The 22,916-nt window shown below is 64.2% G+C and carries 25 protein-coding genes and 1 tRNA gene; 12 read left to right on the top strand and 14 right to left on the bottom strand.

Features of this window, described 5'->3' with window-relative positions:
• Positions 1–289 precede the first annotated feature (289 nt).
• The 7 genes from LJF27_RS28915 (at position 290) to LJF27_RS28885 (ending at position 7,201) form a co-directional block, all read left to right on the top strand.
• Positions 290–1,354: an attachment protein gene (locus LJF27_RS28915; protein WP_253153522.1), complete on the top strand. Its 1,065-nt coding sequence runs from the start codon at positions 290–292 to the stop codon at positions 1,352–1,354.
• A 4-nt stretch (positions 1,355–1,358) separates the two neighbouring features.
• Positions 1,359–1,715, top strand: a complete 357-nt coding sequence (locus LJF27_RS28910; RefSeq protein WP_003114150.1) for a DUF2523 family protein — start codon at positions 1,359–1,361, stop codon at positions 1,713–1,715.
• A gap of 3 nt (positions 1,716–1,718) precedes the next feature.
• Positions 1,719–3,002 carry a zonular occludens toxin domain-containing protein gene (locus LJF27_RS28905; RefSeq protein WP_023116724.1) on the top strand — a complete coding sequence of 428 codons (1,284 nt, stop codon included), beginning with the start codon at positions 1,719–1,721 and terminating at the stop codon, positions 3,000–3,002.
• Positions 3,003–3,231: 229 nt separating this feature from the next.
• The gene (locus LJF27_RS28900; protein ID WP_023116722.1) at positions 3,232–4,524 is read left to right on the top strand and encodes a hypothetical protein; all 1,293 of its coding nucleotides are present in this window, start codon (positions 3,232–3,234) and stop codon (positions 4,522–4,524) included.
• Positions 4,524–5,534, top strand: coding sequence for a tyrosine-type recombinase/integrase (locus LJF27_RS28895; RefSeq protein ID WP_023116721.1), 1,011 nt, complete (start codon positions 4,524–4,526; stop codon positions 5,532–5,534). The genes LJF27_RS28900 and LJF27_RS28895 overlap by 1 nt, the downstream gene beginning before the upstream one ends.
• A 106-nt stretch (positions 5,535–5,640) precedes the next feature.
• Positions 5,641–6,453, top strand: coding sequence for a hypothetical protein (locus tag LJF27_RS28890; RefSeq protein WP_023116720.1), 813 nt, complete (start codon positions 5,641–5,643; stop codon positions 6,451–6,453).
• A 13-nt stretch (positions 6,454–6,466) separates the two neighbouring features.
• Entirely contained in the window at positions 6,467–7,201 is a 735-nt protein-coding gene (locus LJF27_RS28885; RefSeq protein ID WP_023116719.1) for a hypothetical protein, read from the top strand.
• A gap of 108 nt (positions 7,202–7,309) precedes the next feature.
• Here LJF27_RS28885 and LJF27_RS28880 read toward each other — a convergent pair.
• The 8 genes from LJF27_RS28880 to LJF27_RS28845 form a co-directional block, all read right to left on the bottom strand.
• Positions 7,310–7,383 (bottom strand) — tRNA-Gly (locus tag LJF27_RS28880).
• A gap of 130 nt (positions 7,384–7,513) precedes the next feature.
• Positions 7,514–8,416: a (R)-3-hydroxydecanoyl-ACP:CoA transacylase gene (gene phaG, locus LJF27_RS28875; RefSeq protein ID WP_016263849.1), complete on the bottom strand. Its 903-nt coding sequence runs from the start codon at positions 8,414–8,416 to the stop codon at positions 7,514–7,516.
• A 451-nt stretch (positions 8,417–8,867) separates the two neighbouring features.
• Positions 8,868–9,605, bottom strand: a complete 738-nt coding sequence (locus tag LJF27_RS28870) for a murein L,D-transpeptidase catalytic domain family protein (RefSeq protein ID WP_003114158.1) — start codon at positions 9,603–9,605, stop codon at positions 8,868–8,870.
• A 79-nt stretch (positions 9,606–9,684) separates the two neighbouring features.
• Positions 9,685–10,728 carry a L,D-transpeptidase gene (locus LJF27_RS28865; RefSeq protein WP_003098363.1) on the bottom strand — a complete coding sequence of 348 codons (1,044 nt, stop codon included), beginning with the start codon at positions 10,726–10,728 and terminating at the stop codon, positions 9,685–9,687.
• Positions 10,729–10,863: 135 nt separating this feature from the next.
• Positions 10,864–11,556, bottom strand: coding sequence for a pseudouridine synthase (locus LJF27_RS28860; protein ID WP_003098362.1), 693 nt, complete (start codon positions 11,554–11,556; stop codon positions 10,864–10,866).
• Complete coding sequence (locus tag LJF27_RS28855) at positions 11,556–11,768, bottom strand: cysteine-rich CWC family protein (RefSeq protein ID WP_003098360.1); 213 nt, start codon at positions 11,766–11,768, stop codon at positions 11,556–11,558. Before LJF27_RS28855 ends, LJF27_RS28860 begins: the two co-directional genes overlap by 1 nt.
• 80 nt (positions 11,769–11,848) lie before the next feature.
• Positions 11,849–12,664 (bottom strand): DUF4824 family protein, encoded by an 816-nt coding sequence (locus LJF27_RS28850; protein ID WP_017002463.1) that lies wholly within the window; start codon positions 12,662–12,664, stop codon positions 11,849–11,851.
• Positions 12,661–13,737 (bottom strand): DUF2157 domain-containing protein, encoded by a 1,077-nt coding sequence (locus LJF27_RS28845; RefSeq protein ID WP_003114162.1) that lies wholly within the window; start codon positions 13,735–13,737, stop codon positions 12,661–12,663. Before LJF27_RS28845 ends, LJF27_RS28850 begins: the two co-directional genes overlap by 4 nt.
• Before the next feature lie 232 nt (positions 13,738–13,969).
• Here LJF27_RS28845 and LJF27_RS28840 point away from each other — a divergent pair, with 232 nt between their 5' ends.
• The 4 genes from LJF27_RS28840 to LJF27_RS28825 all read left to right on the top strand — a co-directional run bounded on the left by LJF27_RS28840 (position 13,970) and on the right by LJF27_RS28825 (position 15,373).
• Positions 13,970–14,149 (top strand): hypothetical protein, encoded by a 180-nt coding sequence (locus LJF27_RS28840; protein ID WP_073672623.1) that lies wholly within the window; start codon positions 13,970–13,972, stop codon positions 14,147–14,149.
• 95 nt (positions 14,150–14,244) lie between these two features.
• A complete protein-coding gene (locus LJF27_RS28835) occupies positions 14,245–14,700 on the top strand; it encodes a hypothetical protein (protein WP_003114164.1) in 456 nt (151 codons plus the stop codon).
• A 116-nt stretch (positions 14,701–14,816) separates the two neighbouring features.
• Positions 14,817–15,062, top strand: coding sequence for a DUF1145 domain-containing protein (locus LJF27_RS28830; protein WP_003085479.1), 246 nt, complete (start codon positions 14,817–14,819; stop codon positions 15,060–15,062).
• Positions 15,063–15,184: 122 nt separating this feature from the next.
• A complete protein-coding gene (locus LJF27_RS28825) occupies positions 15,185–15,373 on the top strand; it encodes a hypothetical protein (RefSeq protein ID WP_003098351.1) in 189 nt (62 codons plus the stop codon).
• 3 nt (positions 15,374–15,376) lie between these two features.
• Here the strand turns inward: LJF27_RS28825 and LJF27_RS28820 are convergent, their stop codons facing one another.
• A complete protein-coding gene (locus LJF27_RS28820) occupies positions 15,377–16,291 on the bottom strand; it encodes a LysR family transcriptional regulator (protein ID WP_003098349.1) in 915 nt (304 codons plus the stop codon).
• A gap of 102 nt (positions 16,292–16,393) precedes the next feature.
• Here LJF27_RS28820 and LJF27_RS28815 point away from each other — a divergent pair, with 102 nt between their 5' ends.
• A complete protein-coding gene (locus LJF27_RS28815; protein WP_004348205.1) occupies positions 16,394–18,370 on the top strand; it encodes an alkyl/aryl-sulfatase in 1,977 nt (658 codons plus the stop codon).
• A gap of 34 nt (positions 18,371–18,404) precedes the next feature.
• On the opposite strand, the gene LJF27_RS28810 is transcribed toward LJF27_RS28815, so the two are convergent.
• The 5 genes from LJF27_RS28810 to LJF27_RS28790 all read right to left on the bottom strand — a co-directional run bounded on the left by LJF27_RS28810 (position 18,405) and on the right by LJF27_RS28790 (position 22,851).
• A complete protein-coding gene (locus LJF27_RS28810) occupies positions 18,405–19,046 on the bottom strand; it encodes an NAD(P)-dependent oxidoreductase (protein ID WP_003110820.1) in 642 nt (213 codons plus the stop codon).
• 115 nt (positions 19,047–19,161) lie between these two features.
• Positions 19,162–19,806 (bottom strand): potassium channel family protein, encoded by a 645-nt coding sequence (locus tag LJF27_RS28805; RefSeq protein WP_003085490.1) that lies wholly within the window; start codon positions 19,804–19,806, stop codon positions 19,162–19,164.
• 56 nt (positions 19,807–19,862) lie between these two features.
• Positions 19,863–20,759 (bottom strand): 3-hydroxyisobutyrate dehydrogenase, encoded by an 897-nt coding sequence (mmsB, locus tag LJF27_RS28800; RefSeq protein WP_010793850.1) that lies wholly within the window; start codon positions 20,757–20,759, stop codon positions 19,863–19,865.
• A gap of 111 nt (positions 20,760–20,870) precedes the next feature.
• Positions 20,871–21,974, bottom strand: coding sequence for an enoyl-CoA hydratase/isomerase family protein (locus tag LJF27_RS28795; RefSeq protein WP_003120788.1), 1,104 nt, complete (start codon positions 21,972–21,974; stop codon positions 20,871–20,873).
• Between the two features lie 58 nt (positions 21,975–22,032).
• Positions 22,033–22,851, bottom strand: coding sequence for an enoyl-CoA hydratase (locus LJF27_RS28790; RefSeq protein WP_003085498.1), 819 nt, complete (start codon positions 22,849–22,851; stop codon positions 22,033–22,035).
• Between the last annotated feature and the right edge of the window lie 65 nt (positions 22,852–22,916).

The following is a 22,916-nucleotide window of genomic DNA, read 5'->3' as shown; positions in this document are numbered from 1 at the left end:
CTTTTTGTTGCTTGAGGGACCTGTGATGAGGATTAAACGAACGCTGCTGGTTCTGCTGACGTTGTTCATGAGCGTTTGCGCCAGTGCTGAGGACTATTACTGGCCGCGTGGTACTCAGAAGTATGGAAGCTATATGGAAGTGGTCGAGGAGGCGCGAAAAGCGGCGATTGCCAACAATCCTGGCTATTCGCGTGTCGAGGCTGTGCGCGTTATCTACCCTGCCAATGGCAGGCAGGATATGGCGACCTATGGACTCGAGTTCTACTGCCTTAGCCAGGGCGTGGAAAGGATGTGTAGCACGTCCTATAACAATCCGGTGTATAGGAAAGGGGAGGGTTGTACCGCGCCCAAGATTCCGGACGAAATAACCGGGACGTGTAAAGAACCCCCCACGCCACCAGAAGACTGCATCAAAGGGCTGACCGATCTGTTCAGTTCGCCACCCTCGAACATCTTCGTGTCGGGCGGCAGAAACTTCGTGAATAGCTCGCCGCCCACTGGCTGCAAGAATGGCTGCCAGTACCTGCCGACCACCTCGAAGACCACCAGTTGCTATCGCTATCCCGGCAGCGACAACCAAGGCTTCTGCAACTACGTGTTGATGACGGACGGTAGTGCCTGCGCCGCTGACTCCGGCAATCCCGGCATGACCGGTCCCTCGTTGAACGACACCCCGCCGACCAATCCCGACGAACCGCCGTCCGACCCGAATGACCCTGGCTGTCCTCCCGGCTATAGCTGGTCCGGGACGACCTGCGTCAAGACGCCCACGGATCCGACTGAGCCGGGGGGCGATGGCGGTGATGGTGGTGATGGCGGTAACACCGGTGGCGGCGATGGCGGGGGCGACAACGGCGGCGGCAATGACAACGGGGGTGGCGACGGCGGCACCGGTGGCTCCGATGGGAGCGGCGGCAATGGGGAGGGCGGCGGCGATGGAAGCGGGGGAGGCGACGGCAGCGGCGGCGGAACCGGTGGCGGCGATGGCGGCGATGGCGGCAACTGCGACCCGGCGAAACAGGACTGCTCCCCCGGTCCTGCCGGCCCCGGCGGCGAACTCAAGGAACCCAAGCCCGGCACCTGGGATGACGCCACCGCCACCTGGGAACAGAAGGTCGAGGACGCCAAGAAAGAACTCAAGGACAAGGTCCGGGCCAACGTCGATCAGATGAAGGGCGCGTTCGACCTCAACCTGGCGGAAGGCGGCGGCCAGCTTCCCTGCGAGTCCGTGACCATTTGGGGCCGATCCTACTCCCTCTGCGTCGCCGACTACGCCGACCAGCTCTCCAACCTGCGTGTGGCGCTGCTGCTGATGGCCGCGCTGATCGCCGCTTTCATACTGCTGAGGGACTGACCCTATGGAATGGCTCTCCGGTTTTCTCGATCAGATCATCGCCTTCTTCCAGTGGATCTGGGATTTCTTCGCCCAAGGCATCTATGACTTCGTGCGCGACGGTCTGGTGGTCGCCACCAAGGCGTCGATGTACGCCGCGCTCCAGACCCTGATCCTGCTGATCGATGTCAGCTACACCGCCGCCCGCGAACTGATCGACAGCCTCGGCGTTCCGCAGATGATCCGCAGCATGTACGCCGCGCTGCCGGGTCCGATTGCGGCGGGTCTGGCCTTCTTCGGCGTGCCGCAGGCGCTGAACATCATCATGGTCGCGGCGGCGACGCGCTTCTGCATGCGCTTCGTGCCGTTCATTGGGAGGTGAACCGTGTCGATCAAGATCCATCACGGCCCCAATGGCTCCTACAAGACCTCCGGCGCGATCCAAGATGACGCCGTGCCCGCGCTGAAAGACGGGCGGGTGATCATCACCAACGTGCGCGGCTTCACCCTGGAGCGGGCCTATCAGGTCTTCCCGGACCTGCCCAACACGGCGGAAATCATCAACCTCGATCTGGAGTCGCTGGAAGACCTCGAAAAGATGCGCACGTGGTTTCAGTGGGCGCCCCGCGGGGCCTTCCTGATCTTCGACGAAACCCAACTGCTGTTTCCCAAGTCCTGGCGGGAAAAAGACCTCGAGCGCTTCGACTACCCCGGTGGACCGGAAGCGGCCCACGCGGCCGACCGCCCCATGGGCTGGCTCGACGCCTGGACCCGGCACCGGCATTTCAACTGGGACATCGTCCTCACCACGCCGAACATCTCCTACATCCGCGACGACATCCGCATGACCTGCGAGATGGCCTACAAGCATTCCAACCTCGCGGTGATCGGCATCCCTGGCCGCTACAAGGAGGCCCAGCATGACGCCCAACTCAACCGTCCGCCCGCTGATGGCACCATCATCGAATACAAGCGGATCCGAAAGCAGACCTTCGCCCTCTACCAGTCCACGGCCACCGGAAAGACCCAAGACACCAAGGCGGGCAAGAGCCTCTTCCGGTCGCCTAAGCTGGTTCTTCTACTGGCATTGCTGGCCGGCACTATTGGCTTTGTTAGCTATATGGGGCCAATGCGGGTTATTGGTGCTAAGCCTGATCCGGCGGCTTCCGCGCCTACTCCTAAGCCTCTTCCGACCGCTACTGCGCCTGCTGCTGTGGCTGCTCCAGCGCGTCCTGCTGCGAATAGCTTTCTTCCTCCTGGGCTTGTACCTGATGGGCCTGCTGCTGCGCCTGTTGATCTGAACGCCCATCCCTTCGCCGATCGGCGGATTTCGATCCTCGCCCACGCCTACATGCCGTCGAAGGGCGATATCTACATGTTCGCCCTGGATGACCCTGCCGGCCGGCACCTGGAACTCACCAGTTGGCAACTCGTGGGATCCGGCTACGCGATCAAGCCACGCGGCGAGTGCGTGGCCGAACTGCTCTACGGGGAATGGGAGGGGACCGTCACCTGTGCCGGCTCTTCGGTCCGGCCGGTGGCGGTCGCTGGCGTGCCGCCGTTGCTCAACCTGCCGCCATCAGCAGCGGGCGCCCACGAACCTGACAAGGTGCCGCTGACCATCGTCCCCGATTCCGAATACGCCTCGCGGCCCTGGAGGCAGAAATGATCGATTGGGAATTCCTCGTTCCGGTGGCTATGGGCTGGGCGCTGCATCACTGGTGGTCGGTGATGACGGCGCTAGCGGCGGTAGGGGCGCCGCCATGAGGGGCGGGCCGCGCCGCCGGCCGGGAGCGCAAGGCATGAGCGATAGGCCGAAGGCGCGGCCGACGCCCCTGTAACACGTCAGATAAGCCACCTATTGCGGTTTCAATTCGTACCAATTTGGATCGTTAAAGATGAAGAAAATCAGCCATCAAATTCGCGTCAGTATCGAGTCGGACGGACAGGTCTTGGAAAGCCCGAAAGGGCGGTTGTTCTTCGACGACACCACGGCTCAATTCACCGACCTGTCAGGCGTGCGCATTCTGCGGTGCGGCGTGGATACGGTGCGGCAGTTGTACAACGGCAAACTCCGGCCGGAAGTCATGGCGCTGTTTGACCTCTCGGTGGATGTGGTCGAGTTCGCCGGCTACGAGTGGTCCAAGGGCCGCATCGGTCGCGACTCCGGCTATCAGTACCGCCTGCAGAACGCAGAATTGGGGCTGATCCTGCTGATCAAGAATCACAACATCAAGGTCGATACCCTCGGCTCGCACCTCAAGATCGAGGTATCGCCTCACGCCCTCGATGGCGCCGATCCGCGCATCCTCCAGGGCGTGCTGGATGACTTGGCCGCTGCCGTGCTGAGCCACTGCGAAACCAACCAAGCCGCTGTGCATATCGCCCTGGACGTGCAAGGCTGGAAACCGCCTCGCGATTTGGTGGACCGCATGCATTGCCGCTCGCGTCGAGTACGGCAAATCAGCGGGATCGAGCGTATCGAGTTCGATGGCAACGCCTCGGTCTACGGGCGTGGCGAGACGTACATGTTCGGCTCGGCCAACGGCCTGCAACTGTCGATCTATAACAAGACCCTCCAGGCTCGGGCCACCGACAAGCTCGACTATTGGGAAAGCGTGTGGGCGACCCTGAATGGGGATCCGTTCGGCGATGGCGACCCGGCCTATAACCCCCTGGAAACGGTGTGGCGGATCGAGTTTCGCTATCACCACTCCATCGTCCAGCAGTTCTCCGAAGGCTCGCGTATGGCCTCGGGAGAGGTCATCGGCTGCCGCACCTACGAGGGCCTTTGCCCGCATCTACAGGGGCTGTGGAACTACGCCTGCGAAAGCTTCAAGTTGCTGAGCCGGACGGCGGTCTACGATCCGTTCTGGAGCCTGATCAGCCAGGACGCCCGCGTCCAGGTCGAGTGCGATCCGCTGATCGAGCGCACCGAGTATCGGCGCTATTACAAGACCGCCAAGGGCTTCAGCGGGCGCAACTGCGAGATGTTTCTCGGCCAGTTCGTGAGCCTGATCGCGCGGGAGCGTGTCCCGGCAAAAAAGGCTATTGAGTCCGCCCGTAAACTGGAGTTCTGGCACGTTATCGAAGACCACTATCTCGACAAGGGTTGGACTCGTCGCGATCTGGAAAGGCATATACACAAGCTGATGTGTGATCGGTATCTGCGGCGGGGGTATGCCGTCTAATGTCGATCACCAAGCTCCCCGATGGCCGTTGGTTCGTCGATGTAGAACCGATCAAGGGCAAGCGCTTTCGCAAGCGGTTCAAGACCAAGATGGAGGCGCAGCAATTCGAGGCCACTGCGCGTCAGAAGTGTGCGGAAAACCCCTGCTGGACGCTCAAGCCGAAGGACCGGCGGCGTCTCTCGGAGTTGGTCGAACTCTGGTATGAACTGCATGGCCAGACCCTGAGCAACGGGCATCGTTGCGTGGCGATTCTGCGGTTGGTGGCAAAGGACTTGGGCGACCCGGTCGCTGTCTCCCTGGAGCCTGCGAAAGTGGCTCGGTTGCGTAGCCGACAGATAGCCAATGGCATGTCGGGCAAGACCGCGAACAACCGTCTTGGCTACCTCAAGTCCATGTACAACGAATTGCGCCAACTCGGCGTCATTGACTATGAGAATCCGGTAGGGCGCATGCGGCCGCTCAAGCTTCAGGAAAGACCGCTGTCGTACTTGACCAAGCATCAGGTGTCCGAACTGCTTACGGCCCTGGATGCGCGCACCACGTCGCCTCATCCGAAGATGGTCGCTCGTATCTGTCTCGCGACAGGTGCTCGATGGGGTGAAGCTCAGGCGCTGACGCCGGAACGTCTGAAAGGTAATACGGCGATCTTCGCCAACACTAAGTCCAAGCGTGTGCGCTCGGTGCCGATCTCGGAACAATTGGCCGCCGACATTCGCCGGCATTGGCAGACCCACGGGCCGTTCACGAACTGCCTTGGCGTGTTCCGCCTGGTGCTACTGTCGACCTCGATCAAGCTGCCGAAGGGGCAGGCCAGCCACGTACTGCGCCACACGTTCGCCAGTCACTTCATCATGAACGGCGGGCACATCGTGACGTTGCAGCACATCCTGGGGCACGCCTCGTTGTCAATGACGATGCGCTACGCTCACCTGTCTCAAGATCACCTATCTGAAGCACTTTCCTTTAGCCCGCTTTACCACTGCGAGCCTTGGGACTGTAGACCAAAGTAGGGAAAGACTAGCATCTCAAGAAGAGGTAGTGCTAAAAGGCTATCATCGGATGCACGAAGTTACGCTTCCGACCACGTGAATGGTCAAGTCGAAAGGAATTCGAAGAATGAAAGAGATTGAGCTGAAAATTTCATATACTGGTGGCTATGCAGACGAGGGACTTCTAGATATCTACGACGCAAGCGAGTCGATAAGAGGCTTGGCGCGGGCACTAGCAATAACTACACATGCCTTTGCCAATGATGGGGAGATTCGCCGCCGAGCTGTTTCAGCTCATAACGCAAAAATTTTTCTACACCCCCCGCGTCAAGGTAGTTTTGAGGCTTTAGCTACTGTTGCACTTGCCAATCCTGTTGCGACATTCATTGGAACTTCAGTTGTCACTAAATGTTTCTGGGATTTCCTCCAATGGACATGGTCCAACTCTATTGGCAGAGCACATCAACCAGAAACAAGGTACGTTCGCAAGTTTGACGATCGTGTCGAGCCTTTTGTTGACGAGATGGGGATCTCCCTCGAGTCTGCCATGGAGGAGCTTCACCGTCCAATCAAGGGGGCACCTAACACAGAGATAACAATATACAGGCCTCGTGTTGGTGAAGTTATAAAGCTTGATCAGAACACCTTGTCCTATGTAACCGCACAGGTTGTGGTTGAAAATCAATTTGTAACTGGAAACGTAACCAAATACAATATTCTTAGTGGGTTTGGGAAGTTTTACGATGATGAGCTAGGGCATACTATTTCGTTTGATTTAGACGCTGACGTTTCAAACGAAGAGCGCGCCCTACTCAGCAGGTCTCTTGACGAACGGAACAGGGGGCTTGACGGTAAGATCGTCATGACAGTCCAAAAAGTATATACTGGCCGGGAGGTTATTAAACGTTACAAGGTATTTGGAGTGCAGGTACGCCTGTAGGCAAGGTGACTAAATGAATTCTAGCGGAGCATCTCAAGTCTCATCAGACATTCTTGAAGCTCTAGCAAAACTAGGAGGGGCCGTAATAGGCCTCTCTGTTTTTGCGTACCTTGCGGGCTATTTTTATTTGTCAGCTTACTATAAGGGGATCGGTATCTCCTGGGCCCTTGAAATGGCTAAAGCCGAGGACTTGTTACGGTATGGATTTGTACCTTCAGGAGTGTTTGGCATCACACTATCCGGCGGACTATACCTTCTCCTTGGTAACAAATTAAAGCCTATGATAGCTATATTTGTTTTTATCGCGCTTCTGATTGCGCCCTTGTTATATAGTTTATCAGCTGAGGTCGGCGCGAAGCCTTCTGTGGCAGTCGCCATGTACATATGTATGTTAATTTATGCTGCCGCAGGCTTGATTCTATCAGTGTCGATAATGAGGCTTTGGAAAGATAAAACACTATCAAATCTAAAGGTTACTGGGGTAGTTGTGTCTGTTTTAATTGGCACATACATTGCTCCCACATATAGCGGATCATCTCTAACAAATCAATTAAGAGGTTCTCCCGAGAGCTTTCTTCCCATGGTTACGGGGAAGGATGGGCGCAACGACTGGCTACTTGCAGGCTATGTATCAGAGAAGCTCATTCTGGTTCGTAAGCTGGGCACTAGGGAGAGCGAGGCAATTCTCGTTGAGCCGGGAGAGGACTGGAAAATCGGAGCAAGCCCTGAGGTACCCGTAAAAAAGTAGCTAGACAGGGTTCTTCGGAATTCTTCGACACTTTTTCGACACGTTTCCGATCCCTAAAAAACAAAGCCCCCGAAAACGCAATGTTTTCAGGGGCTTAGCTATGGAATCTGGAGCGGGCGAAGGGAATCGAACCCTCGTCATGAGCTTGGGAAGCTCAGGTAATGCCATTATACGACGCCCGCTCGGACGGCTTTTGCGGCCAGGGCGCCTTTTTACCAGATGCGCGGCGGCAGGTGAAGCCCGGGGCGGGGTTTTTGTTGATTTCGCTGGGTTTTTCCGCCAGGGGAGCGGGGCTCCCCGTGGCGGTGGCGGTTAGCTGGCGAGGGCGGCGAGGGGGACGCTGGCGCCGTTGGGCTGGGGGCGGTAGATCGGGTTGAGCGGCTGCGTGCGCTGCGGGCGGAGGAAGGCCAGCAGGGCGTCCTGGGTCTGTTGCCAGGCGGCCTTGTGCTCGACGTCGATGAAGTGGCCGGCATTGCGGATGGTGTGGAATTCCGCGCCGCGGATCAGTTGGCCGAACTGGCGGGCTTCGTGGGGCGTGGTGTAGATGTCCAGCTCGCCGTTCATGAACAGCACCGGGATCTCGATGCCGGCGAAGCTCTCGGTATAGCTATCGGCGTTCAGGCGCAGCACTTCGCGGATATGGAAGTGCATCTGGTGGTATTCGTGCTCGTCCAGGCTGCTGACGTGGCGGAAGTTGTAGCGCTTGAACAACTGCGGCAGGTAGCGGCCGATGGTTTCGTTGACCAGGTTGCCGATCTGGGTGCGATCGCAGGCGGCGAGGTAGTCGAGGCCGCGATGCAGGTAGTCGAGCATGGCCGGGTTGAGCTGAGGCGAGAATGAGTTGACCACCGCCCTGCGGATCCGTCCGGGACGTTGCGCCAGGGCCAGCAGGGTGGCGACGCCGCCCCACGAGAACGACATCACTACCTCGGCACGGAAGCGTTCGATCAGTTCCAGCAGGATCCTGGCCTCGCATTCCTTGCTGATCGGCGTGCGGTTTTCGTTATGGGGTTTGGACTGGCCGGCATACGGCTGGTCGTAGAGCACCACGTTGTAATGCGGCTGCAGGTACTTCACGGTCTGGGCGAAGGACGCTGTGGTCGACAGCGAGCCGTTGACCAGGATGATGGTCTGCTGCGCCGCGGGGTTGCCGTAGAACTCGGTGTGAATCCTGTATTGCCCGTGGATCTCGATGATGGCTGTTTCCGGCCTCATGTCGCTTCCTCCTGGAATCGTTCGATGGGAACGCGGCGACCTGCTTGTCGCGGCGAATACAAAATGCTCATGGGCAGATGAAAGCGCCTCCCAATGACAGTTGAATGTCATTCGGATGGATTTGATAAACTTTTGATTTTCAACGACCTACAGGCAAATAGAGAGCGTCCGAAATCCTCTCGGATTTTGGCGAAGCGGCTATTGGCCGGGCAGGAAAGGCCGGCGCCGAAGCGCGGGCAGTCACGCGGGCTTTCTTGGAAGTCGTTTGTGACTGGTCAGTCACAACGTGAGCGTCAGTTAAGCAGCCGGCGTGCCGGACTGCAAGCCCTGTTTCGCTTTTGGATGGGGGAAGGGGGGCTGGAATCCGACGAAATGCCGCGAGGCAAGTACCGATGCTGCGATTTCGGGATGCCGGGAAGGAAAGGGACGGCGCGGCCGCCGCCCCGGCGGTTCATTTGAGCAGGCTGGCGATGACTTCCGGCGTACGCGCCGCACGTGCCACGGCGCAGCTCTGCGGGGCGAGGAAGCGCGAGGTCTCCAGCCACTTCGGCTGCGGATAGTAGGCGAACACGTAGCTGCCGCGCTTGAGGGTGTTGATCAGCCGGGCCGCCACGGCCGGGCGTACCGCAGGGCAGCCCTGGCTGCGGCCCAGGCGACCGAGCCCGGGAACCACCCTGGGATCGGCGTAGGCAGCGGAATGCATGACGATGGCGCGTTCTTCGCTCTTGTCGTTGAAGCCCGGCTCCAGGCCAACCAGGCGCAGCGACTGACCATGCTTGCCGGTATAGAGCTGGCCGGTCTGGAACAGCCCGATCGACGACTGGTAGCTGTTCGGCCGGTTGGAGAAGGAGGTGGCAAGGTCATCGCCGCTGTTCTTGCCGTGGGTCACCCACTCTTCGAAGAGCAGCTTGCGGGTCTTCAGGTCGAATACCCAGAGACGCTTGTCGCGTGACGGCCGCGAGTAGTCGATCACCGTCAGCAGGCCGTTGTCGCCGCCCTGGCTGGCACTCGCGCAGGCATAGGCGGTAAGGGCCAGTTCGAGGGTTGGCAGGCTGGCCTGTGGAGCGAGTTTCTGCAGGTCCTTGGCGGAGGGAAGTGGCATGGCGAATACCGGCCCGCTGGCCAGTGCGCAAAGGGTGGCGCCCGCCAGGCTCAGCCTGCGCAGGGCGGCACGGAGGAAGGTTGGCATACGAGCAGTATTCCCATCGGTTCAGTGTGGTTTTTACCGGATGAGAGGCATTGTGCTCGATTTTTGAACAACTTGCCGACTACTTTTTAAGCGATTTCGTCGGATTGTTCGGTGTTTCCGTGGCGATCACCGTGAAATCGGAGTCGCTGTGGGTGTCCCGGGTCGAGGCCCAGTCGGTGATCACCAGGGTGCTGCCGACGTCCATGGCACCGAGCATTTCGCGGACGAAGGTCGGGTCCATGCGGATCTTGCCCAGTTGCTCGGAGGGTGTCAGGCCCTGTCCCGGGTTGCTCACCTGGACCACCGACCAGCGCAGGTTCGGCGAGGTCTCGCTGATTTCTTCCGGGGTCGGCTTTTCCAGCAGCGAGAACACCGCCATGCCGGTTTGCGGGCGTGCCGGCAACTGCACCGGTGCGGTGCCGATGCGCTGGCCGCCGCGATAGACATAGGCGCGCTGGTCGGCGCGGCTGATCAGCACCGACAACGGACCGCGTTCCGCGCCGGGGTCGTTCCAGGCGATTTCTCCGGGCTCCACCGGCAGCGTCACCGGTCGCCCGTCCGCTACCGTCGGTGCCAGCAGGCCGGGGTGGTCGACTTCCTTCGGCGCGCTGCTGGCGTTGGAAATGATTACCGTGGTGGAGCTGAAGCCGGTGATGCCGTAGAGCTTCTTGGCGAACGCCATGGGTAGGCGGATGCAGCCGTGGGAGGCGGGATAGCCGGGCAGGTTGCCGGCGTGCAGGGCGATGCCGTCCCAGGTCAGGCGCTGCATGTAGGGCATGGGCGCGCTGTTGTAGAGGTCGGACTTGTGGTCGACGCTCTTTTGCAGGATCGAGAACACTCCGGTCGGGGTCTCCCGGCCCTTCTTGCCGGAGCTGAGGGTGCTGACCCCGATGGCGATACCGTTGCGGTAGATGTAGGCCTTCTGTTCGGTAAGGCTGACCACGATGGTCACTGGTCCCTGCGGGGAAACCTCCGGGTACCAGAGGTACTCGCCGGGCTTCATGCTCTTCAGCCGCGCCTTGATGTCGGCCGGCGGCAAAGGCGCGTTCGCTGGGCTGGCGGGCGCCGCGTGGAGGCTGCCGACGGCGAAGGCCAGCAGCAGTACGGCAAGGGATCTTTTCATTGGCGCTTTCTCTTGCTCCATGCGGGAAAGGCTGTCGCTCCGACAGATGCCATTCAGCTTAGCGTCGCTCGCGACGGCCGGCCAAACCCATGCGGTCTGGCCTCTTTCGGTGGACAGGCGGCGGGCGGCGGGGTTTCACACCGAACAGATTTCTTCAGCATTCAGGGGGCGCCAGGCACCCGGCGGCAACTGCGGGTCGAGACAAATATCGCCCATGCGCTCGCGGTGCAGGCGCAGCACCTTGTTGTCGAAGTGGCCGAACATGCGCTTGACCTGGTGATAGCGGCCTTCGTGCAGGGTCAGGCGGGCGCAGCGTGGGCCGATCGGTTCGAGCTGCGCGGGGAGGGTGACCAGGTCTTCGAAGCGGAAGTGGAGGCCGGCGGCGAAGGCATCCACGTAGCGTTGGTCGATGGGCGCCTCGGTTTCCACGTAGTAGACCTTGTCGCGCCGGCTGCCCGGCAGGGTCAGGCGGCGCGACCACTGGCCATCGTTGGTCAGCAGCATCAGGCCGGTGGTGTTGTAGTCGAGACGACCGCCAATGTGCAGGTCGTCGCGCAGGTCTTCCGGGAACAGGTCGAGGACGGTCGGGTGTTGCGGGTCGCGGGTGGCGCTGACGCAGCCCATCGGTTTGTGCAGCATGTAGTAGCGCGCCGGCTTGCCAGCCTGGAGCAGCCGCTCGTCCAGTTCCACCCGGCTGAACACCCGCACCTCGTGGGTGCCGTCGCGCACCACCTGGCCGTCCACGCGCAAGCGTCCACCGGCGATCAGCATCTGCGCGTCGCGGCGGCTGAGTTCGGGCAGGTTGGCGAGGAAGCGGTCCAGGCGCATCAGTCGTCGGCGTCGGGCGGCAGCAGTTGCGCGCAGCGTGGGCAGAGGCAGGCGCGGCGGCGCAGCTCGGCGGGAATCCGCTCCAGCACGGCCGCATCGATCTCCGTGGTGAAGCACCAGCAAGCCTGGGTGGCGCTAGCGGGATAGGCCAGGGTGCAGCGGTTGGATTGCTGGCACAGCGGGCAGCGGCCTGGATCGATTTCGCTGTTCATGGCGCGGTGGATGGCTGGCGGGTGCCCAGGGTGCAGGGCCCGGCGCGCGGATGCAAGCATCGTGCGCCAGGCGGGGCGTTTCAGCGGCGAACGGCGTTGGTGATCCAGGGCTCCAGGCGCTGGCCGAAGCTGAGGTGCAGTTCCAGCGGCGCTAGCCGGTAGTTTTGTTCGTCGACCTTGGCGAATACCGCGTGCCATTGTCGTGGCACGTTGATCGCGGCGAGGTCGGTACGGCTGATGTAGCCGCCGACCAGCGTCCTGCCTCCGTCGACCGCGGACCAGGGACGCACCCGGCCCTTGACGATGGCGTAGCGCTGGCGCTCGGGGTAGCGCTGGCGCAGGGCGGCCAGGTCGAGGCCGGTGTCGACGATGAACAGTCGGCTGGCCTCTCCCTGCTCATGCTTCAGTTGGTGGCGAGCGGCCTCCATCTGGCTGGACAGCATTTCGTCCTTGGGCAGGGCCTTGCTGCGGGCGCGGGCCTCGGCCAGGCGCTCCTCGGCCAGGCGTACTTCGCGGCGATAGGCCGGGCCGTCGAGCTCCAGGACCAGCAGCACCTGTTTTTCCTGTTGGCGGCGGTAGCGCCATACGCTCTCTTCGTCGAGCGCGTCCGGGATGCTGAAACCGAGGGCGCGCATCTGCTCGGGCGGCAGCGGGGGAGCGAGGTCACTGGGCGGCTCGCTGCTCGGCGAGCGAAGCTCCAGGCGCAGTTCGACGCCACTGTTCTCTTCGCTCCAGAAACCGTAGGACCAGTTGCGCTGGAGCTCGCGCTGGCTGAGCACCAGCTTGCTTTCGGCCTCGCCGGACCGGTTCCAGGCGACGCCACCGAGGGCGGCCAGGTTCGCCGCCAGCAGCAGGAGGCTGCCGGCGACCAGGGCGTTGCGACGGTTGCGATTCATGCGTCAGTCCTCGCGGCGATGCCCAGGGGCGTGCGCAGGCGGCGCAGGACCAGCAGGATCAGCAGGGCGCTGAGGCCGAGCACCAGGAAGAACAGGTACTTCGGCATCGCTTCCCACCACCAGTCGAAGAACTTGGTGTAGAGGAAGATGACGAAGAAGGTGATCCCGGTATTGCTCACGTCCGCCCAGTTGCGTCGCGCGCCGAGCCAGATCACAAGGGCGGCGGCGACGAAGCCGGCGACCTGGTAGAGCCCCTCGATGAGCGCCGACGGTAACGCCAGGTAGCTGCCTGAGCCCCAGTTGGCCAGCACCAGCATCGGCAGGAACAGGCCGAGCAGGGCGAACACCCGGTAGATCACGGCGAAGCCGCTGAAGTTGCGCTGATCGAAGCACAGCGGCACGGCGAAGATCAGCGCGGCGGCGGGGAAGAAGTTCTCCGGTCGCTCGCCTACGCTCAGCCAGTAGCCGCCGCCCCAGGTGCCGACGCGCGCGGCGATGAAACCCATCACGCAGAGGATCGCCGCCGCCAGCAGCAGGCGGGCGTTGCACAGGTAGGCCAGGAGCAGGGCGTAGAGCGCCCAGGGCACCAGCGCCAGGTCGCTGGGGGTGACGTTGAATATCTGCCCGAGCATGGTCAGGTCGAGGACGAAGCAGGCGAACGCGACCATCGCCGCCAGCTTGCTGAAGTAGCCCGAGGCGTCCTTGGCCTGGACCCAGAGCGTGGCGAAGAACGCGGCGAAGGCGCTGCCGATCAGGATCGCCACCTGGGCGACGGTGGGGAACAGGCCCCAGAAGCGATAGAACAGCAGGAACACGCTGGCGGCGAAGGCCAGGGCGCCGAAGAACGAGGCTACCCGCATGCCCAGCGAAAGTTGCTGGCTGCGCAGGTCGTGGTCGATGTCGAAACGGTCGCGGTAGCTGTCCAGCAGGGCCAGGTGATAGTCGGCGAGTTGCCGGGCCTGGGCCGGTTCGAGGCGGAACGCCTGCTCCTGGTCGAGGCGTTGCAGCTCGCGCTGGAACACCAGGATGTCGTTGGCGCGCTGCTGTGCCTGGGCGCGGTCGATGGGTTGCATGCATGCTCCTTGAGCGGTTCCGGCGGGGCCGGCAGTCCTTGGTCCGCGCACTCTACCGAGAAACGCCGGCTGCGGTCACGTTCTGGAGGTCCGTGTCGTTGGTCGGATTCAGGGAATTTCCGTTTTTTCCTTCGGTCTCTATTGCAGCCGGGTTGCAACCGCCGCAACCGGCTTCCCGCTCCATCGGGATTTTGTCCAGGCGTGGTTCGGCTGCGTTCTGCGATGAAGGAGAATGCTGATGGTCATGCGATTGTTCGGGCTGCTACTGGCGGCCTTCCTGGTGAGCGGTTGCAGCGTTCGGGTGCCGGGCGCCTACGTCGAACTGGATCCGTTCGACGATGGCTACTACGGCTACGATCGCGGCGGCCCGCCCCATTGTCCTCCGGGCCACGCCAAGAAAGGCTGGTGCTGAGCCCACTTCCTTTTCCCGAGTCTTCACGTCGTATGCGCGCCTCGCGGCGTCGCCGGTCGTCCGGCCGGTCGGCAGCGGGGCCGCAGGAGGCTGCCATGTGGCGCACATTCCTGAGAGTCCCGCTTCTTCTGCTTCTCGCCAGCCTGGGTGGCTGCGCGGTGTATGACTACGACTACGATGACGGCGATTGGCGCCACTATCGCGGCCAGCCCTACGGCTACGCCTACGAAGTGCCGCGCTATCGCGTGTATGACGATGGCTGGCGCAGCGAACGGCGCTACTACTCGACGCGCTACTACGACCAACGCTACTACCCGGCGCCACGCCGCTACGATGGCCACCGCGACTACCGGCGCGAGCAATATCGCTACCAGCAGCGCTACCACGAATCGCGCCCGGCCCATCGTGGCGAGCGGCATCCGGGCAACTGGCAGCGCGGCGGCCAGCCGCAATGGCGCGGGCATTCTCCGCAACGCTGGCAACAACACGGTCGGCAGGATCGTCCGGGACACCAGGGCCAGCAGGGCGGGACACCTCGCTGGCGCAACTGAGGTGCGCAAGGAAAGGCGGCGCTTGCGGGCGCCGTCGTGCTTTCCAGTCGAAAGTGCGGACCCTCTTGGCGCATTTGCTCGGCACACTCTGCCGATACCGAAACGAGGAGGTTCCCATGAGTCATTTTCTGTCGTTCGCCAAGGGCGCCCTGGCGATGTTCTGGCTCGTCGCGCTGGTCAACCTGGCCTACCCGCTGGGCGAGTTGCATCGACCGATCCTGCTGTTGTCCGGCGTGCTGGTGCTGGTCCATGCCGCCGAGATCCTGCTGCTCAACGGGCGTCTCAAGGCGCGCCCGGCACCTTGGCTGGAGCGCCTCCAGGTGCTGCTGTTCGGCGTCCTGCACCTGCGTAGCCTCGGCTGATTTACCCAGGCTTTACTCTCGCCGCGGGCACCGTCCGCGCGCCGCGCAGTCCGATGTGCAGGTTCCGGAACAGGCAATCCTCCCGCATCCGCAGGAGAGGCCGGAACCGCACAGGAGGCGCCATGCGTCGTTTGCTTTCCCTGCTGATCCTCGTCCTGCCGCTGTCGGCCTGCGTGGTCTACGACCGCAACGACCACCGGCATCGTCCCGACTACCGCTACGAGCGCTATCACGACCGCGACCGTGACAACCGCGGGCGCGACTGGAACCGTTCCTGGCAGGAGCGCCGCGACGACGCTCGCTGGCGCTGATCCTCAGGTGGCGGCGAAGCGCCGGTCCTGTTCCAGCACCCGCTCGACGAACACTGCCGCGGCCGGCGACAGGCTGCGGCCGGCGCGGCTGACCAGACCGTAGGCGGAGCCCTTGGCGCGGGCGGGCTCGGAGCCGGCGGGCCAGGGCAGCAGCGCTAGGCGGCCGGCCTCGACGTCGGCGGCAACCACGTCCCAGGGCGCCAGGCTGATCAGCTCGCTGGAGCCGACCAGGCCCTTGAGCATCAGCACGTCGTCGCACTGTATGCCGAGCGGTTCTTCGCGTTGCAGCAGGCGCGCCAGGTCGCCGCGGACTGCCTCGGGCAGGCGCGGGCCGGCCAGCGGGTAGTCGGCCAGTTGCTCGGCGCTCGGCCTCACCAGACGCAGCAACGGATGGCCGGGGCGGCAGAAGAGTACGCCGGGATACTCGCGTAGCGGGTGGATGCGCAACTGCGGATCGCCTTGCAGCTCGCGGATATCGGCGACGAAGAGTTCGACGGCGTCATCCAGCAGGCGCTGGCGTAGGGTCTGCCAGTCTTCGATGAGCAGTACGACGCGCACGCGTGGGTGGGCGCTGGAGAAACCGGCCAGTGCCTCGGGCAACAGCCGTGCGGCGGGGAAGGGACCGCCGCCCAGGCGTAGCTCGCCGCTGTCGAGATTGGCCAACTGGCTCACCGCGTTGTGCAGTGCGCGATGCCCGGCCAGCAGGCGCCGAGCGTGTTCCAGCACCAGCCGGCCGTGGGCCGTGAGGGCCACGCCGCGGCTGCCGCGCTCCACCAGGGTGCAACCCAACTGTCCCTCCAGCGCCTGGATGCTGCGTGACAGCGCCGGCTGGCTGAGATTCACCGCTTCGGCGGCGCGGGCATAGTGGCCGTGCTCGGCGAGGGCGACGAAGTGGCGGAACTGGCGTAGATCGCTCATGCGGACTCCGCATCGAATGTGGACCTGGAATGCATTGGAATTATTGCCGTGCCGCTCGGCATAGTGCCAGCCGAAGCCCACAACAATAAAACGGAGTATCCGATGAGCCGTCTGCTTGCACTCCTGGCGCTCGCCCCGCTGCTCGCCGGCGCCGCCGAAACCACCGCGCCCAAACCGCCCAGTGCCTTCACCGTCGAGGCCCAGCGGCGGGTCGAAGCGGAATTGCCCTTCGCCGACCGCGCCGACTTCGAGCGCGCCGAACGCGGCCTGATCCGGCGCCCGGAGCGGTTACTCATCCGCAACCCCGACGGCAGCGTCGCCTGGCAGCTCGGTGGCTACGACTTCCTCCTCGACGGCAAGCCTCGCGACAGCATCAATCCCAGCCTGCAACGCCAGGCCCTGCTCAATCTCAAGTACGGCTTGTTCGAGGTTGCCGAGGGTATCTACCAGGTGCGCGGCTTCGACCTGGCCAACATCACCTTCATCCGCGGCGACAGCGGCTGGATCGTGGTCGACACCCTGACCACCCCGGCCACCGCCAGGGCGGCCTACGAACTGGTCAGCCGCGAGCTGGGCGAGAGGCCGATCCGTACGGTGATCTACAGCCACGCCCACGCCGATCACTTTGGAGGCGTGCGCGGTCTGGTAGAGCCACAGCAGGTCGCCAGCGGCGCGGTGCAGATCATCGCTCCGGCCGGCTTCATGGAGGCGGCGATCAAGGAGAACGTCCTGGCCGGCAACGCCATGATGCGCCGCGCCACCTACCAGTACGGCACGCAACTGCCCAAGGGGCCGCAGGGGCAGGTCGACATGGCCATCGGCAAGGGATTGGCGCGCGGACCGCTGAGCCTGCTGGCGCCGACCCGCCTGATCGAAGGCGAGGGCGAGGACCTGGTGCTGGACGGCGTGCCGTTCACCTTCCAGAACACGCCGGGTACCGAATCGCCGGCGGAGATGAACATCTGGCTGCCGCGGCAGAAGGCCCTGCTGATGGCCGAAAACGTGGTCGGCACCCTGCACAACCTGTACACCCTGCGCGGCGCCGAGGTACGTGATGCGCTGGGCTGGAGCAAGTACATCAACCAGGCGCTGCATCGTTTCGGCAGGCAGGCCGAGGTGATGTTCGCAGTGCACAACTGGCCGCGCTGGGGCAACGCGGAGATCGTCGAGGTGCTGGAGAAGCAGCGTGACCTGTACGGCTTCCTGCACGACCAGACCCTGCACCTGGCCAACCAGGGCGTGACCATCGGCCAGGTGCACAACCGCCTGCGCCTGCCGCCCAGCCTCGACCAGGAATGGTACGACCGCGGCTACCACGGCTCGGTCAGCCATAACGCACGGGCCGTGCTGAACCGCTACCTGGGCTACTACGACGGCAACCCGGCGAGCCTCGACCCGCTCAGCCCGGAGGACTCGGCGGGCCGCTACGTGGAATACATGGGCGGCGCCGAGCGCCTGCTGGAGCAAGCGCGGGCGTCGTACGCCAGGGGCGAATACCGCTGGGTGGTCGAGGTGGTCAACAGGCTGGTCTTCGCCGAGCCGGATAACCGGGCCGCGCGCGAGCTGCAGGCCGACGCCCTGGAGCAGCTCGGCTACCAGGCGGAGAACGCCGGCTGGCGCAACAGCTACCTCAGCGCCGCCTACGAACTGCGCCACGGCGTACCGCGCGACCAGCCGACGATGAAGGCCGGCAGCGCCGATGCCCTGGCGGCGATGGACACCGGCCTGCTGTTCGACTATCTCGGCGTGCGCCTGGACGCCGGCGCTGCGGAGGGCAAGGCGCTGAGCATCAACCTGCGCCTGCCGGACATCGGTGAGAACTACCTGCTGGAACTGAAGAACTCGCACCTGAACAACCTGCGCGGCGTGCAGAGCGAGGACGCCGGGCAGACCGTGAGCATCGACCGCGCCGATCTCAACCGGCTGCTGCTCAAAGAGGTATCGGCGGTACGCCTGGTCTTCGAGGGCAAGCTGAAGAGTTCCGGCAATCCGCTGTTGCTGGGGCAACTGTTCGGCATGCTCGGCGACTTCGACTTCTGGTTCGATATCGTCACGCCGGCGGCGAAGTCCGAAGGCTGACGACGAAGGCGCCCGAGAGGGGCGCCTGGTCTTTTCAGTAGGCCACGGTGAAGCGCTGGCGATGATGACGGGGCTGCTCGGCCTCGTCGAGCATGGCTACCGCCAGGTCTTCCAGGGAAATCCGGCTCTCGCCCTTGGCGTCGAACAGAACCTGGTCGCCGCCGAGGCGGAACTTGCCGCTGCGCTGGCCGGGTTCGAGGAGCATCGCCGGGCTGAGGAACACCCAGTCCAGTCGTTGCTCGCCGCGCAGTTGGTCGAGGGCGTCGGCGGCGCCGAGGGCGCCCTGCTTCCACTGCTCGGGGAATTCCGGGCTGTCCACCAGGCGCTGGCCGGGGGCGATCTCCAGGCTCCCGGCGCCGCCGAGAACCAGCAGGCGCGGCACGCCGGAGCGTTTCACGCCGTCGAGAATGGCCTGGCTGCCGGCGGCGTGGCGGGCGCGGAGGTCGGCGCTACCCCAGCCGCCGTTGAAAGCGCTGATGACCACCTCGTGGCCTGCCACGGCGCTGGCCACCTGGGCCGGGTCGCTGACGTCCGCCTGCACTACGCAGAGGCCGTCGCGCGCCGCCAGCTTGCTCGGGTCGCGGACCAGGGCGGTCACCGCGTGGCCGCGTTGCAGGGCTTCGTTGAGGAAATAGTGGCCGACGTGGCCGGTGGCGCCGATCAGGGCGATTTTCATGCTGCACCTTCCGTTCGAGAAATGCCGCAGAGCGGCGTCGATCAGCATCATCCGCCCTGCGCTCGCCGGGATAAACCGCTGCGCGGGGGATGCACTCGTTAGCCCAGCTTAATAATCAGACCTCCTCGCTGTCGCTCATCAGGGTCAGGCTGCGGGCCACGGCGAGGGCGATGAACAGGACCCCGATCACTCCCTCGCTGCCGGCCAGCAGGCGCGCCAGCGGGTTGATCGCCTGGATGTCGCCGTAGCCCACGGTGGTCAGGGTCACCAGGCTGTAGTAGACGAAGGTATCCAGGCCGAGTGCGCCATGGCTGGCGATGAAGCTGGCCGGCTGCATCTGTTCGACCATGTAGTAGGCGAGAGCGAAGGCCAGCGCCATCTGCAGGTAGAGCGCGCAGAGTCCGTAGAGCAGCTCGTGGGTCACCGGGCGCTCCTGGGTGACGCGGCGGAACAGCGCGGCGAACAGGGTCAGGTACAGCAGGATCAGGCTCAGCCCGCGCAGCAGGCCGGGCGGCAGGCTGGAGTAGGGACTGCTGAAGTCCGCAGTGGTGTACAGGGCCAGGCTGAACAGGCCGAAGAAGGCCGTCAGGTAGACCAGCGGACTGCGTCTGCGCAAGGTGTTCATCCCGGCCAGCACCAGCAGCAGGAGGCTGCCGAGCACCCGTGGCTTGGTGCTCGACGGCAGGCCGAGGATCGCCGTGAACAGCACGGTGGAAAAGAACAGCAGGCGGAAACGGTAACGCAGCAGCAGGGCGTTCAAGGCGGGCTCCTCGCATCGTCGAATCGACCAGCCTGGGCGCGGACCCGCCTGCCTGTCTATTGGCCTTGGGTCGGATCGAACAATTTCTGCACCACGGAAAAGTCCCGCTCCGCATAGCCCTGCTTCAGCAGCAGACGGTACAGGCTCAGCGCCAGGCTGCCCATCGGCGTGCTGCTGGCGCTGGCCTGGGCGGCTTCCTGGGCCAGCCCGAGGTCCTTGGCCATCAACTGGGCCATGAAGCCGCCGCTGTAGTCGCGCGACGCCGGAGCGTTCTCCATAACCCCCGGCCAGGGGTTGTAGACTTCCAGCGCCCAGTTGCCACCGGAGCTGCGGCGCATGATCTCGGCCAGCACCTTCGCGTCGAGGCCGTTGGCCACGCCCAGGGCCATGGCTTCTGCGGTACCGATCATCAGCACCGCGAGGAGCTGGTTGTTGCACACCTTGGCCACCTGGCCGGCGCCGTCGGGGCCGGCATGGAAGATGTTGCGACCCATGGCCTCGAACAGCGGCCGGGCCTTCTCCAGGGCTTCGTCGTCGCCGCCGACCATGAAGGTCAGGGTGCCGGCTGCCGCGCCGGCAGTGCCGCCGGACACCGGCGCGTCGAGCATCGCCAGGCCGCGCTCGCGGGCGGCGGCGTGGACCTTGCGCGCCGAGGTCGGGGCGATGGTCGAGCATTCCAGCACCAGGGTGCCGGGGGCGATGTGCGCGAGCAGGCCATCGTCGTCGAGGTACAGGCCTTCGACGTGCTGGCTGGCCGGCAGCATGCTGATGACCACGTCGGCGCCCTGCACCGCGTCGCGGGCGCTGCGGGCGGCGCTGGCGCCGGCGGCGACCAGGCCGTCGACGGCGCTCTGCACCAGGTCGAAGACGTTCAGCAGGTAGCCGGCCTTGAGCAGGTTGGTGGCCATCGGCGCGCCCATGTGGCCGAGGCCGATGAAGGCGATCTGTTTCATGGAGCTCCTCCTGTGGCGGCCGCGAGGCCTCTTGGGGATGCTGTGAAACAGCTTAGACGCTATGGACGTGGCGGGCCCGCGCCCTCCTTCGGCAGAGGGCGGCGCGGCGGATCAGAGCCCCGCCAGCGGATGCTCGCCCTCCCAGGTCGGCTCGAAGTGCGCCTCGATCACCGCCTGCGGGATCGATTCCACCTGCGGCCAATGCCAGTTCGGTGCGTTGTCGCGATCGATCAGCCTTGCGCGTACCCCCTCGGCGAAGTCCGGATGGCGCGTGCAGTTCAGGCTCATGGCGTATTCCAGGCGGAACACCTCGGCCAGCGACAGGTAGCGCGCACGCTCGATCTGCTGCCAGACCAGATGCGCGGTCATCGGGCAGCCCTCGGCCAGGGTCTTCGCGCCACGCGCAAGCAGCGGGTCGGCGTCGTCGCGCAGCGCCACCAGCGCCTGCCAGGCGCTCGCCAGGTCCGGCTGGTCGAGCAGTGCGTCCAGGCGCGGCCGGCGCGGGAGCAACTGGGCCTCCGGCAGTTCGCCGCGGGCCTCGTGTTCGAGGGCGCGAAGCAGGCTGTGAAGTTGCACTTGGGGCGACTCGTTCCAGTTCATCTGCACCAGGCCGGCGAGCAGGGCGTCCTGCTGGTCGTCGAGAAGGAAGCGGTCGGCCAGGTCGAGGTCGAGAGCGTCGCGGGCGTTCATCTGCGCCGCGCTCAGGCCGAGGAACAGGCCGAGCCTGCCGGGCAGGCGGGCGAGGAACCAGCTGGCGCCGACGTCTGGGTACAGGCCGATGCCGATCTCCGGCATCGCCAGGCGGCTGGACGGGGTGACGATGCGAATCCCGGCACCCTGCATCAGCCCCATGCCGCCACCCATCACATAGCCGTGGGCCCAGCAGATGAAGGGTTTCGGGTAGGTATGGATGCGGTAGTCGAGGCGGTATTCATCGGCGAAGAAGCGTCGCGCCAGGGCCGGTACCTCGCCGGGTTGCTCGCGGCAGGCGTCCACCAGCTTGCGCACGTCGCCGCCGGCGCAAAAGGCCTTGGCGCCGTTGCCGCGCAACAGCACGCAGGCGATGCCGGCGTCCTCGGCCCAGGCGTCGAGTTTCGCCGCCAGGGTCTCGATCATCGGCAGGGACAGGGCGTTCAGACTCTTTTCCGCATCCAGGGTGGCAATGCCGATGCGGAAGCCATGCAGGCTCGGGCGTTCTTCGAAAAGCACGTTCATGTCGGGGCTCTCGGCTCGGGCGGGCTGTGGCGCAGCCCGCCGGGTTCGATGGGAAGGCTCAGCAGTTGCGCCACTTGGGATCGCGCTTCTCGAGGAAGGCGTTGACCCCTTCGCGGGTGTCCTGGGCGTCGAACAGATCGACGAAGCGCTCGCGCTCCTCCGGCAGCCAGGTGTTCGGCGCGCGTTCGCGGGCACCCTGGATCAGCGGCTTGATGGTGCGGATCGCCACCGGGCTCTGGCGTGCCACCTTGGCCGCCAGCAGCAGGGCGGCGCCGCGCGCCTCGCCGCTGTCCACCACCTGTTCGACCAGGCCGATGCGCAGGGCGGTTTCCGCATCCACCCGCTCGTTGCAGAGGATCATCCGCTTGGCCCAGCCTTCGCCCACCAGCCAGGGCAGCGCCTGGGTCCCGCCGGCGCAGGGCAGCAGGCCCACCGCGGCCTCCGGCAGGGCCATCTGCGCCTGGCGCTCGGCGATGCGGATGTCGCAGGCGAGGGCGCACTCCAGCCCGCCGCCCATGGCGTAGCCGTTGATCGCCGCGATCGACACCCCGCGGAAATCGCGCAGCGCCTCGAAGGCTTCGCCGAAGCGGCGGGCCATCTCGCGAGCGCGGGCCTTGTCGCCGTCGGCGAACATGTTCAGGTCGGCGCCGGCGGAGAAGAACTTCGGCCCCTGGCCGGTCACTACCAGGGCGTAGATATCGTCGTCGCGGTTGAGGTGCTCGATCAGTTGGCGGAGGCCGATCAGCGAGTCGCGGTCCCAGGTGTTGGCCGGCGGGTGGTTGATGGTGATCAGCGCGGTGTGCCCGTGCTTTTCCACGGTGAGCTTGTGGGTCAGGTCGAAGGAGGAAGCCTTGTAGGGTTCGACGGCAGTGTTCATGAAGTCCCTCACTGGATCATGGGCCGGGGCGTCCCGGCACTATCGGATGCGATGGTTCGCGGCGT

The organism is Pseudomonas sp. 203-8, assembly GCF_020708595.1.
GTDB classification, from domain to species: Bacteria; Pseudomonadota; Gammaproteobacteria; order Pseudomonadales; family Pseudomonadaceae; genus Pseudomonas; species Pseudomonas aeruginosa.
The sequence above is the reverse complement of the archived record's forward strand: the minus strand, read 5'-3'. Positions and strand labels throughout refer to the sequence as shown.